This window comes from Ruegeria sp. C5 (assembly GCF_056537605.1).
Genome location: NZ_JBQFRX010000002.1, coordinates 534164 through 546613, shown reverse-complemented (window position 1 = coordinate 546613; position 12450 = coordinate 534164). Strand labels below are relative to the sequence as shown.

General features: G+C 56.3%; 10 protein-coding genes. All 10 read right to left on the bottom strand.

Features of this window, described 5'->3' with window-relative positions; translation table 11 throughout:
- Positions 1 to 249: 249 nt before the first annotated feature.
- The 10 genes from ACR0AW_RS10370 to ACR0AW_RS10325 all read right to left on the bottom strand — a co-directional run bounded on the left by ACR0AW_RS10370 (position 250) and on the right by ACR0AW_RS10325 (position 12425).
- Positions 250 to 909 carry a sulfotransferase gene (locus tag ACR0AW_RS10370; RefSeq protein ID WP_170561660.1) on the bottom strand — a complete coding sequence of 220 codons (660 nt, stop codon included), beginning with the start codon at positions 907 to 909 and terminating at the stop codon, positions 250 to 252.
- Positions 910 to 921: 12 nt separating this feature from the next.
- The gene (locus tag ACR0AW_RS10365) at positions 922 to 1980 is read right to left on the bottom strand and encodes a glycosyltransferase family 2 protein (RefSeq protein ID WP_170732850.1); all 1059 of its coding nucleotides are present in this window, start codon (positions 1978 to 1980) and stop codon (positions 922 to 924) included.
- A gap of 214 nt (positions 1981 to 2194) precedes the next feature.
- Positions 2195 to 3142, bottom strand: a complete 948-nt coding sequence (locus tag ACR0AW_RS10360; protein WP_170732790.1) for a hypothetical protein — start codon at positions 3140 to 3142, stop codon at positions 2195 to 2197.
- A 751-nt stretch (positions 3143 to 3893) separates the two neighbouring features.
- Positions 3894 to 5399 (bottom strand): M81 family metallopeptidase, encoded by a 1506-nt coding sequence (locus ACR0AW_RS10355; RefSeq protein WP_170732789.1) that lies wholly within the window; start codon positions 5397 to 5399, stop codon positions 3894 to 3896.
- 1 nt (position 5400) lies between these two features.
- Positions 5401 to 7044 (bottom strand): amidohydrolase, encoded by a 1644-nt coding sequence (locus ACR0AW_RS10350; RefSeq protein WP_170732788.1) that lies wholly within the window; start codon positions 7042 to 7044, stop codon positions 5401 to 5403.
- 3 nt (positions 7045 to 7047) lie between these two features.
- Positions 7048 to 7992, bottom strand: coding sequence for an ABC transporter ATP-binding protein (locus ACR0AW_RS10345; protein ID WP_170732787.1), 945 nt, complete (start codon positions 7990 to 7992; stop codon positions 7048 to 7050).
- On the bottom strand, positions 7989 to 8969 hold the full coding sequence (locus ACR0AW_RS10340) for an ABC transporter ATP-binding protein (protein WP_170465722.1): 981 nt from the start codon (positions 8967 to 8969) through the stop codon (positions 7989 to 7991). Before ACR0AW_RS10340 ends, ACR0AW_RS10345 begins: the two co-directional genes overlap by 4 nt.
- Positions 8966 to 9823: an ABC transporter permease gene (locus tag ACR0AW_RS10335; protein ID WP_170732786.1), complete on the bottom strand. Its 858-nt coding sequence runs from the start codon at positions 9821 to 9823 to the stop codon at positions 8966 to 8968. The genes ACR0AW_RS10340 and ACR0AW_RS10335 overlap by 4 nt, the downstream gene beginning before the upstream one ends.
- Before the next feature lie 11 nt (positions 9824 to 9834).
- Entirely contained in the window at positions 9835 to 10773 is a 939-nt protein-coding gene (locus tag ACR0AW_RS10330; RefSeq protein WP_170732785.1) for an ABC transporter permease, read from the bottom strand.
- Between the two features lie 86 nt (positions 10774 to 10859).
- The gene (locus ACR0AW_RS10325) at positions 10860 to 12425 is read right to left on the bottom strand and encodes an ABC transporter substrate-binding protein (protein WP_170509482.1); all 1566 of its coding nucleotides are present in this window, start codon (positions 12423 to 12425) and stop codon (positions 10860 to 10862) included.
- Positions 12426 to 12450: the final 25 nt, after the last annotated feature.

The window sequence follows — 12450 nt, the reverse complement described above, 5'->3', positions numbered from 1 at the left end:
CAAATTGTCGAAATCAACGGCCTTTCCAAAAGATTGCCAACGGCAAGAGCATCGCGCGCACCTTAGGAATCAAGGCAATCAAAAGGTGCGCGGCGGCGCAGCCTGCCTGTTCAGTCTTGTCACTCCGTTAGCCAGCTAAGCTGGGCAAGTTTTAAGTCGCATTCATTCGTCAGAGAGTTGGCGACCGAACCTTTCGTTCTCGCCCACACTCGATTTCTTATGCTGCTTAAATAAGCAGGCCATGACATCTCAATTCGGAGAAACCGCATCGTCGGCGTCATTGCCTCCGGACGTTTTACCCTCATGGCCGAAGAAAGTCGGATCAGTCTCAAAATCAGGCGCAAGGAACTCGGACATCTGGTCAGGGCTGTCTGTTTCTATATTATATATCAATAATTTATCCGGTTGGTCCTTAAAAAAATCGGGCACCTCCTGATGATGCCGGTCCCATTCTTCTGACCAATGATCAATTACCTGATCAACCGACTCGAAATTCATACCCTTACGATAACGCTCGGCATAAAACCCATTGCCATGGTTTCGGCGACTTGCGATCCACCTGTCTTTGTCTCGAGTGTTCAATATGAAATAGGAATTGGGATAATATGCCGCGAGTTGACGAAAATAACGGCAACCTTCAATCACGCGTGAGCCGCTCACCATCTGCATGTCGGTGTAGCCGACCCAACGGTCAATGCCATTGAGCGGCGCATAGCCATACTTAAGATTGTTAGCGAGCGCGCGGGCCAGATTGCCACGCTTGAAGTGAACCGTCGGAATGCCGTTGTTATCTAGAAAGGCGGAAATCGACCTTGTGCCGCACTTGTTGAAACCGACCTGAAATATCCGCCGCGTACGGCCTGCACGAGTAGACAGATATTCAGGATGGGTTTTTGATGATTGCGGCACGAAGGAAGGCTCCTACTCGGACTCTGCGGCGGCTTTCTGGTTCGCGCGCATGGCAACTGAAATAAGCTGACGGGCCGTATGCTCCGTCAGAGGTGTGGTTTGGCCAGCCATCATCAGGCGAGCAAAAAACGCGCGTTCAGGTTCTGACTCCAAAAGTTCCTTAAATCGCTTGTGCCGCCATTCGCAGGCCTTGTCATGTAGCTTCTTCAGTGTGGCATCTGATTTTAGCTCGGTAACCCGAGCAGCCCGTGCCGATTGGTAGCGGGAAATAGAGACGTCCTGATCGCTGTTAAAGTTGTAATCGACCCAATAATCCATGCCGATTTTCTCTTTGAAATGCACCCCACGTCCACGCGCACGTTTGAGCAGAAAGGAGTCCATCGCGCCCAAAGCATAATGGTTAAGCTGAACCCTCATGGTCGTATCTTGCGTATAGTTGGAAAATACCCGCTGGCGGCGATGATCGCCACCAAGCAAACGGCCTGATCCATCATACCAGCGCGCCTCATCCACGCGGGTCTGATCAGGCGAAATTGGCCGATGAATGCCTGGTTTATGGTAAATCCCGTTGTTGCGATAAAGCGTTTTGAACATTGAGGCGCGCCAGGGCCAAAGGATGGGTTTGGGGGCGCAGGAAGTGAACTGTTCGGTCACCGGCGCATCTTCAAAATAAACGATCCCTGCATTTCCGAATAGCCGCCAGGTGAGCGTGATCGCATCCGCCTCGGGTAGGCTATGGATGAGCGCGTTTAATGAGCCGTCGCCAATATGGATATTTACAAACTCATCAATATCGAGCGCCAGTATCCAGTCTGCTTCTTTCAATAGAGGATGTTTGGCGGCTTGTTTCATAGCCTGCCACTGTACGCTCTTATCAGGCTTGGCTTCATGGCTGACATGAGTGATTTGCCCCATCTCTTCGAGTCGGTGCAACATCAGATCGGTGCCATCCGCGCAATCATTTGAGAAGATCAGAAAATCAGTGAAACCAACCATCTGATGATGGGCGAGCCATTCCAACAGGAACGCGCCTTCATCTTTGACCGTCAGGATCGCTAGCTTTCGTGTCATTCTATTCCTTTGATCCGACGCTTCAGTCTGGTGATCCGCCAGACCGCATGTCATGTGGTGCTCATTGAGAATAACGGTTTTGCAGATGTTCTGAACTGCGAATTTCGCGTAGGAACGAAAAAAGTACGGCGCGGCATCATGTTGCCAACTTGGGTGATTTCCAACTCGGTGGTAGGTGGATCTAAAAGGCTGAGAGTGAACCGGATAGAGGCACTTATTGTTCAATTAGCCGTCGTAGCCCGACGGCTCCGTTTTCAAGTGCAGATCGGCGGTAAGACTTCAGAGCTACCTGCAGATCGCTGAGTTCTGCATCACTCGCCTCTGAAATGCGGGTCAGGCTTGCCTCTAACCCATTGTCAGCAATCAGCATTGGTGGTCGGTAACAGGCCTCTGACCAGCGGTCCATGACGATCGGCACACAGAATCCACCCGAAGAGGACAGGGCAGATGTGATCTTGATCCGTTGATATTGTTCATAGTCAAATGGCATGAGCGGATGTATCACCTGAGCGCCCGCCAGTGCGTTAAAATACGCGGCATGCCCCACCTGCCCGCTGTCGTCCAAAGGCACGCACGTAAAACGCGCGTCAAGCTTTCGGTCCTGGATCTCACTTTCAACCTTGGCGCGATCTCCGCCTCCTGACGGCAGAATGAAATGCAGATTCTGAAAGGCGTCCGGTCGATTGCCAAGAAGATCCAGCAGGCCAGGGTAATCACGTGTCCGCATGTTAACGTTGCCGGGGATCACGACCTGACGCGGCTGGCCCAACTTTGGTTCCGGATCATCGATCCAATAAAACGGCTCCAACGTCGCGATCCTGTCCATATGGGCTTTGCCCACCCGGCTGATCCATTCAGCCGTGACATGTGCACTCAGGCTGATGTAGCGCGCATTTGGCATCTGAAGCGTCTCGCGCAGGGGTGCCATCTGGCTGAACTGATCCAGATTATGCAGGACCATGATCAATGGCTTTTTCACTCCATGCGCCCAGCTTGCCGCTTTTGGACGACTCAAAGAGGCCATGAGGACGAAGTCATGTTCGGCCGCTTCAATTGCAGCCATAGTAGACTTGATATGTTTTGGTGCATCCGCAGCCCGGTAATCCGGCGTGCTTAAAGGCACATACTCAACATCAAATTCCAATCCCGGGACCAAGGCCATGATATCTCCGCGCAGCTTTAAGATCCGGCGATGCAGAAAGATTCGTGGTCGGTACCCGTTGGCATTACAGGCGGCCACCAAGCTGGGGATGACTTCTTCATGGCGCGGTTCAAATTGTACAATTGCACAGCGCTTCATAGTTTCTTCCTGTTGCCTGGGTTGCCTCGGGCACTCGTTTTCGGTTTGACCCTGTGGAAGTTGTCTATCGATAGCTACACTTGCCGTCTACATCCAACGCCGAACAGGCCGGATCTCAGACCAGATTGTTTGAGCGGAGGTATCCGGTGTGATGGTATTTCCCAGCGTTGCGGTTTCGTTCACTATTCCGATAAAAAGCGGGTTTTAGCAGATCATCACAATCTGGGTCTGTAACTCCGCGGGTCTCGCGTAGATGACTGGCGTGTGATTTGGGGAATAAGGGCTCAAGACGCGCTATATGTGCGCCAGCCAACCAATATAAGTCAGACATATTCACCGCTCGATTTCGAACCGTGAATCGCGCTAGCAAGCTCCGTTCGCTGGGTCGGGATTTGCCGCAGGGTTACTCTATCAAAGCTTGGTCGTAACAGGCTTGGGTTTCTGCCGAACAGAAGCGGTGTAAGCCCTATATTCTGTAGGCTTGAAGCGAAAGATGACGCGGCAATGTCAAAACGGGAAGCGAGAAGTTTCCAATCTCTTAGTTCACGAGCCGGGTCTCAATGCAGTTTCTGCGCCTGCTATGTCGATTGCGAGCTGCGATGCGGGTGGGAAATCAATGGTTTCTGGTTTTGGGTCCACTTGTTTCGATGCGGCGTTTGCCTGCGATGTTGTAGTAGGGGATCTGGTCCAGATCGCAGAGAAAGGTGCCTGGAGCGGCAACGGCTTTCACGTCGCTTGCGATGGGTTGGAAATCCGCCCGGAAATGTGTGGTGCTTTTGACACAGATCACTGAATAGGATGTGGGATTCAGGCCGATATGGGTGAAATGAGCGCGGTCTAGGCATTGGTTGCGCACACTGGTGACGACCAAGTCTATCTTCGCGCCAGACTCTATCATCCTCAGAGCGGCCGTTTTGCCAAGCGTCGCGATGCCGCCTCCGTACATCTCACCTGAGTATCGGCAGATGCCATCTCCGATGGCCAGAACTTCGAACTTTGCCTCAACGGGGTGGTGTCCGGGCAGACCTGATTTTCCGCCGATGGCCAGGTTCAGTTTTGCGCCTTGGCCTGCACGATGCGCTTTCTCTGCGCTTTCGGCGTCGTGGAAGAGACCCATCAACACCTTCTGCGCGTCCCCCTCTATCAAAGCGGCCAGAAGTCCGGTGGTATCGGATGTGCCGCCTGCGCCTGCGTTGTCCTGTACATCCGCTAACACGAGCGGTTTGTCGCGATGCGAACGACAGGCCAGAACGGCTTCGTCCAACGACAACATAGAGCAGTCCACATCAGGTTCTCGGGCCAGAAAAAGGTCGACAATTTGATCTACTGCGGCGGTCGCTTGCGCGGCACTGGTCGCGTAGGCAACGCAGGACGGACCAGTATCGGGATAATCCGCCGCAGTAAAACCCAGCGCGATTTCTGCAAAGACATGGGTATGTTCGAACTGGGTGGGCATCTGATAAATCTCATCAAACGGTGCGGCCCAGGTGTATTGCGCGTGCAATGGGATCAAATAGGGCACCTGCCGGAAGGCTTTGTGCAGTTTCTCTCCGGCCAGTAGCCTTTGCAGAACCGGCACACATCGCGCGCCGGTTTCGCCCATATCGAGGTGCGGGTACGTGCGGAAAATTGCCAGATAGTCCGCCTGCGAGATCATCTGGTCAGAGATATTGGCATGCAGGTCCAGGCTCGCCACGACCGGAACGTCCTGCCCTACCAGATCACGTACTCGGCGCAACAGTTCTCCCTCACCATCGGCAAGGCTTTCAGTCACCATGGCACCGTGCAGGTCGAGATACACTCCGTCCAGCGGTCCCGCGCCGCGAAGGCCATCCAAGATCATAGTACATATCTTCTCGAACGCGTGATCCGTGACATGAGCGCTAGGTTCTGCCGCACACCACAGGATTGGGAAAAGCTCGAAACCTGCCTGGTTCGCGGCGGAAGAAAACCCGGCGATGGGTAGGTTCATGCCTTTGGTGTCTGCGATGACACGCGCGCCATGCAACATTTCGGGCCAGGAATCTGCCATCTCGAACTCGGGCAGACCCGCTTTGGTCGCTCCGAAGCAGTTGGTTTCGTGTTGAAATCCGGCAATGGCAATGCGTTTGGCTGTCATTCTAAAATTCCAGTTCTTTTCTGGATTTGGTGGCGCCAAACACAATCTGTCCTCGCCGGATGGTTGCAACAATCGATGTGTCGAGCAGCCGTTCAGGATCATCTAGGGGATTGCGAGAAAGGATGGCGAAATCTGCCAGTTTTCCGGGCTCAATCGAACCGCGCTGATCTTCTTTAAACACTTGCCACGCCGCATCGATAGTTTGTGCCCGAAGCGCAGACAGTACGCTGATCTTTTCCTTTTCACCCAGTTGCCGGCCGGACGCAGTCAGTCGATTCACCGCGCAATGCGCCAGATGGATTGGCCGCGTTGGCGTAACCGACGCGTCATTGTGGATCGTATAGCGTACACCGTATCGTTCCGCAGTTGCGGCTGGCGAAATCCGTTCAGAGCGTTCCGGGCCGAGGAAGGTATCGTAATGTCGGTCCCCCCAGAAATGCACATGTGCTGAAAAGAAGCTGACAGTTATTCCAAGCCGCGCCATGCGGTCCAGTTGATCGTCGCGCAGAACCTGGCCGTGGATGATTGTATGGCGGTGATCGTCTCGCGGATGCGCTAACAAGGCCTTGTCCACCGCATCGATGAACATCTCGGCCCCGGCATCCCCGTTGCAATGGCAGTGGATCTGAAACCCCATAGCGTGTAGGCGGAGAACCTCGAAATCCATGTCGACCTGCGTGGCATAGATCATGCCACAGGGGTGATCGGGGTCCAGCGGCTTGTGGTAGGGCGCAGACAGATAGGCAGTCTGTAACTGGAACGCGCCATCGGTAAACAGCTTGCGCGCACCCAGCGTAAAATGTGGGTTGCCGGGCCAGTTATCGTCGATCCAGCCCTGGCTCAGAGCCGGTTCCAGATCGGCAATTGGCAATAATTCCAAATCAATGCCGGGATCCTGATCGGCACGAAGGCTGGCAAAGTGGTCGAGCATAACCTGCGATGCCCAAGCGTTCTGTGCATAAGTTACTCCGTGGGACAAATACTCATCACGGCAGGCGTTGAACCCTTGCCAGAACCTGTCCCGGCCGATCAGAAAATCAGTATCGCCCATTTCGCCCATGGCCAACAGCCCTTCGACCAGCCCCGTCAGGGCGCCGGTATCGGGGTCGCGGCCATAACGCCCTCCGGCCGGGTCCGGGGTGTCGCGATTGACGCCATGCAGCTTCAGCGCCATCGAATTGGCCGCGCCGTTGTGACCCGAAGCATGCAGAACCCAGATTGGATGCGCCGTTGAGACATCATCCAGTTCGGCCCGGGAGGGCATGCGGCCTTCTGAAATGGCGGTGTTGTCGAACAAAACGCCCATCACCCAATCGCCCTCAGGCGTCTCTTCGGCCCGGCAGCGCAGCTTTTCCAAAGCTTGCGCCATATCCATACACGCGCCGCGCGGAGGTGATGCAAGATCAACCCGAAACAGCTGGATGAAGCCGGGATCTGGGAAGTGGCCGTGCGAGTCGATGAAGGCTGGGATCAGGGTCTGGCCAGCTAGGTCATATACACCCGCATCGGATGACATCTGCCGCCGCAGCGTTGCTTCGTCCCCCACCGCAATGATGACATCGTCCCGCACCAACACCGCCTCGGGTCGGGAATTGTCGGCGTCCATCGTCAGGATGGGACCGCCAAAATAGAGTGTTTCCCTCATCCTTTAGTGACCCGGAGCAGGCGCACCCGACAAGGGTGCGAGACAGCGCAGCCCGTGGCCCGCCGCAACCTCCCATTGCGGTGTCTGTGTGCAGATGTCTTTGGCAAACGGGCATCTTTCGCGGAACTCACAGCCCGACGGGCGTTGCAAGAGGCTGGGCGGCTCACCTTTGAGCGCGATCCGTTCAAGGCACGCATCGGGGTCCGGCTCGGGGTTGGCGCTGAGCAGGCAGCGGGTATAGGGGTGGCGCGGATCGTCGAAGATCGCCTCGGTCGTGCCTTCCTCGACCAGTCGACCCAGATACATAATGCCCATGCGGTCTGCCACGTGGCGCACCACGTTCAGGTTGTGGGTGATGATCACCATCGCAAGGCCCAGGCGTTCCCGCAGGTCATTGAGCAGGTTCAGCAGCTCACCCTGTACCGAGACATCCAGCCCTGCCGTTGGTTCATCCGCCAGGATCAGTTTCGGCTCCAGCGCCAAAGCGCGGGCGACACCAACCCGTCGTGCCTGGCCACCGGACAATTGATAGGGATAGCGGTCCGCGAAATGCACCGGCAGGTTCACCATTTCCAGCAGACGCTTGGCTTCGGTATCCAGATCGCGATCTTTCATGCCCTGAATGCGATAGGGTTCCGTGATCAAGCTTCGGATTGTCAGGCGTGGTGACAAGCTGCCCACAGGGTCCTGAAACATCATCGCCATGTCCTTGCGCAGTGGGCGCATGACCCGTTCCGGCGCACCCCGTATCTCCTGCGTGTCAAACACGACCGAGCCGGCTTGCGCCGGGGCCAGACCAGCAATCGCACGGATGACAGTTGTCTTGCCCGAGCCGCTCTCGCCGACAAGAGCATAGGTTTCGCCAGCTTCGACCTCAAAACTGACGCCAGCCAGCACGTTGACAGGGCCATAGCTGGTTTGCAGGTCGTGGACGTTCAGCAGGCTCATGTCGCGGCCTCCTCATGGTTCAGCCAGCAGGCGGCGTGATGCCCTTCTTTCAGAAGATCCAAGGGGGGAACGTCCATTGCACAGCGCGGCATCGCCTGGTCGCAGCGGTCGCGGAAGATACATCCACCGGGCAGGTTGGCCAGATCGGGTACTTCGCCCGGAATGGTTGGCAGGACCCGTGCGCGTTCCTTGATATGGCCCGGGTCACAGTCGATTAGACGGCGCGTGTAAGGGTGCTTGGGATTGTGAAAAATCTCGCGCACTTCACCGCTTTCGACAACGGCGCCTGCGTACATCACAACCACTCGGTCGCACAGTTCCGCGATCACACCCAGATGGTGCGAGATAAATAGGATGGCGCAATGGAATTCGCGCTGCAGCTCTTGCAGGCGTTCGATGATCTGCACCTCAAGCGTGGCGTCCAGCGCGGTGGTCGGCTCATCCGCGATCAGCAGGTCGGGTTTCGACATCAACGCCATGGCAATCGCGATCCGCTGCCGCATCCCGCCCGAGAACTCATGCGGGAACTGCTTTAACCGAGCCTCTGGGTCCGGGATACCGACAGCCCCCAGCATCTTTGCCGCATTGGCCAGTTTTTCCTGCTTACTAGCCTTGGACCGGTGCTGAATATCGACCATCTGCTGGCCAATGGTCAGAACCGGATTGTGGGTCTGCATCGGGTCCTGAAAGATGATCGAGATATCGGCCCCGCGCAAATCCCGCATCCTGCGTTCAGGCACTTGCAACAGATCCTGCCCCTTAAAGCGTATTTCGCCTTGCCGGAACCGCGTGTTCGGTGCGGTCAGCCGCAGGATCGACGAGATCAAGGTTGATTTTCCGCAACCAGACTCACCGACAATACCCACGATCTCTCCTTTGCGGATGTCAAAGGTGATATCCCGCAATGCTTTGAGATCTCCGCGTGCCGTTTCATAATCGACGCTGAGGTTCTCGATTTCCAGAAGAGTTTCGGTCATCGCTGTTTCCTCAGTTTGGGATCAACCACGTCGCGCAGGGATTCCCCTAAAAACGTAAAGCCCAGGGTTGCCAGAATGATCGGCAGACCGCCGCCCACCACCAGCCAAGGTGTCTGTCGGATCAGGGAATACCCGTCCTTCAGAAGTGCGCCCCAACTGGGGGTTGGGGGCTTCACGCCAAGCCCGAGAAAGGACAGCCCCGCCTCAAGCGCGATTACCGTCGGGATGTCCATAGCAGCCAGGACGGCCAGAACCCCCACGATATTTGGTAGCATGTGCACACCCAAGATGCGGGCCATGCTGGTCCCCATCGACCGCTCGGCCAGAATGTACTCGGAATTGCGCAACGTCAGGGTCTGCGTTCGCGCCACACGGCCATAGGTTGGGATCGAAGTCGCCATCACCACGAACACAACCGTTTGCAAACTGGGACCGACCAGGGCCACAACGGCCAGCGCGAACATCACGGTTGGGAAGGATCGGATGGTGTCAAAGAACAACATCAACAGGTTGTCGAGCCATTTTGGCCCATACCCCGCAATCATTCCCAAGGTTAGGCCAATTACCATCGCACCAAAGACCGCAGGCAAGGCGACTTTCAACGCAACCTGACCGCCGGCAATCACGCGGGAAAACGTATCGCGGCCAAGTTGGTCCGTACCCAGAAGGTGCTCGGCAGACGGGCCTTGCAACCGGGCTTTGATATCCATGGCCACAGGATCATAGGGCACAATCCAATAGGCGAAAATCGCACAGAAGACGATGGTGCCGACAATGACCAAACCAATCAGACCCAGAGGGTCGCGGGCGACGCCGACAATGATCTGACCAAGTTCAGAACGAGATTTTTCCATTTCGGCTTTCCTCAATGCGCTTGTCTAGCGCGTGGGTCGAGCCACGCATTGATCAGATCCGCCAGTGCGGTCGACACGACGAACAAACCGGTTGAGATCAGAACCGAGCCCATGACAATCGGGTAATTGCGGGTGGTTATGCTGTCGATCACCAGCTTGCCCAGACCCGGGCGCGCGAACACTATTTCGGCGAATACGGCCGAACTCAGCAGGAAACCCATGCCGACGCCGATCACCGTGACAACCGGAAGAATGGCGATACGCAAGGCATAAACCATCACCACGCGGCGCTCTGCGATACCGAAGGCACGTGCGGTCCGAACGTGGTTTTCGCCTAAGACTTCCAACATCGAGGCGCGCACCAACCGCGCGATGTAGCCCACCCAGCTTAGCCCGATGGCAAAGGCGGGCAAAACGAGGTGATCAATGCGACCCCAGAAGCCTTCGCCCGCGCCGATGGCTGGAAACCACTGAAGATGCACGGCAAAGACCAATAGCGACAGAAGTGCTACGACAAAGGCGGGTGCTGCAACAAAACTGACCGAAATCGCCGCCGCAATGCGATCGATCAGAGTGTTTGGATGGGCAGCGGCATATGCCCCAAGTGCAATTCCCAAAGTGGCGGACCACAGGATCGACGCAAAGATCAGTTCCAGAGTGTAGGGTAGCTGCTGGAACACGATATCTGTCACTGACCGGCCCGAGAATACGTCGATTCCCAGATCGCCACGGGCCAGGTTTCTATAGAATATGACCAGCTGTTTCCAGATTGGTTGATCCAGCGCCAACGCAGCGGTGAGCTGGGCCTGAAGCTCAGGTGTTGCGCGTGGCCCCAACATGATCTGGACCGGGTCCCCGGGGACGGCGCGGATCATCAGGAACATGACGGTAACCGCCACGAACAGGATAAGCAGCGCTAGCCCGAAGCGGCGGGTTGCAAACTTCAACATGAAAAGCTGGCTCCTTTTGGATGGGTGGCGAGCTGTTTTGTCCGGCGGGCGTCAAACCCCGCCGGACATAACCGACCTTGGGGAGGTCAGGTCGCCTTGCCGAAGTACCGCAGCAGTGCCAGACCGTCGGGTCTTAGCGCGGGGGTGACACGCGCCGAATGAATCACCGGTGTCGCCTCGTGGGTGATAAAGCGGTATGCACCACTTTCTTCCATCAGATCCTGCGCCCGCTGATACATCTCAGCGCGTTTGGCCACATCCGCTTCCTTGAATGCCGAGTTGTGAATTTCGTCAAATTCAGCGTTGCTGAACCGCTCCCAGTTCCAGATGCCGACCTGTTCGGTGGTGAACCAGGCCGTCGCATAATATGGATCGGGGGTCATCGAGAAGCGGTTCAGAACCAGTTGCAGATTCTCGTTGTCTCCGCTTGCCCAGAATGCACCGGATTCCAGTACGTTGACTTCGACCGTGATCCCGATCTGCGCCAGAGTTGCCTGAATGATCTGAGCCGTCGTTGTGAAAGTGGTCTTGTTCAGCGTGTCCAGCGTAAGCGTCACATTGGTCTCGCCAGATTCCGCCAGCAATTGCGCCGCTTTCTCGAAGTTTGCCGCCGGAGGGACCAGAGATTGCGGGCGGTGGCCCGCAAGGCCAGGTGCGATGATGCCTGTCGAGGGTTCAGCGGCTCCAAAATAGGCCGCCTCTAGGATGCTTGGTACGTCGACTGCATGTTGAATCGCCTGACGCAGTTTTGGGTTCTGAAGCTTGGGGTGATCCAGATTCATGCCCAACCAGACATAGAACAGTGAGGGTTTTTCGACCAAAGATCCGCCGTTCGGAACACCGGCCCGATAGCGTTCGACCGATCCCAGCGAAACTCGAGTCATGTCCAGTTCGCCCGCCTCAAAGGCGATCTCGGCGGTGTTTTCGTCGTCGATCGGCAGGATTTCGATTGTGTCCCATGTTGGTGCGTCACCCTTCCAATCCGGGTTGCGCTTAAGCACGGTTTTTTCTTTGGGTGACCAGCTGTCCCGCAGATAAGGGCCGGATTCAGCGACCGGATCAGCCCCGATGCGGCCCCCTGCGGCCTCGACCGCAGCTTTCGAGACGATGTTGCCGGTTATGTAGGGCAGGGCGATCGACCAAATCGGAGCAAACGGCTCGTTCAGAACGATGGTACCTTCGCGTTCGCTGCTCACTTCGACATGGCTGAACGGACCCAAATCGGGCTTGTTCGGGCTTTCGGTCGCATCGTCCACGATGCGCTCCATGCTGAATTTCACGTCTTCAGCGGTCATCGCACCGAAGCCATTGGTGAAACCGATATCATCGCGTAGGGCGAACTTGATATGGGTCGGGTCAACCTGCTCGATCATCGCCGCCGCATCCAGCTGCCAACCCCATTCCTCGCCGGGCTTGTATTGGATCAGCTTGTTGTAAATCGAGGCATGCACTTCTTCTTCGACAACACCGACGGAATGTGCGGGGTCCATGTTCTGGGCATCACCGTAGGCGCGCACCCGCAACACCCCGTCATCAGCGGCGAAGGCGCGATTGGCCCAGCTTGCAGGCAGCGCGGATGCCGCCCCAAGCGCAGTTGCCCCTTTCAAGAAGCCTCTGCGCCCGACATTTGCTTTTGTCCATTCGATTTTCATGATGTTCTCCCTTGGGTCAGATCGT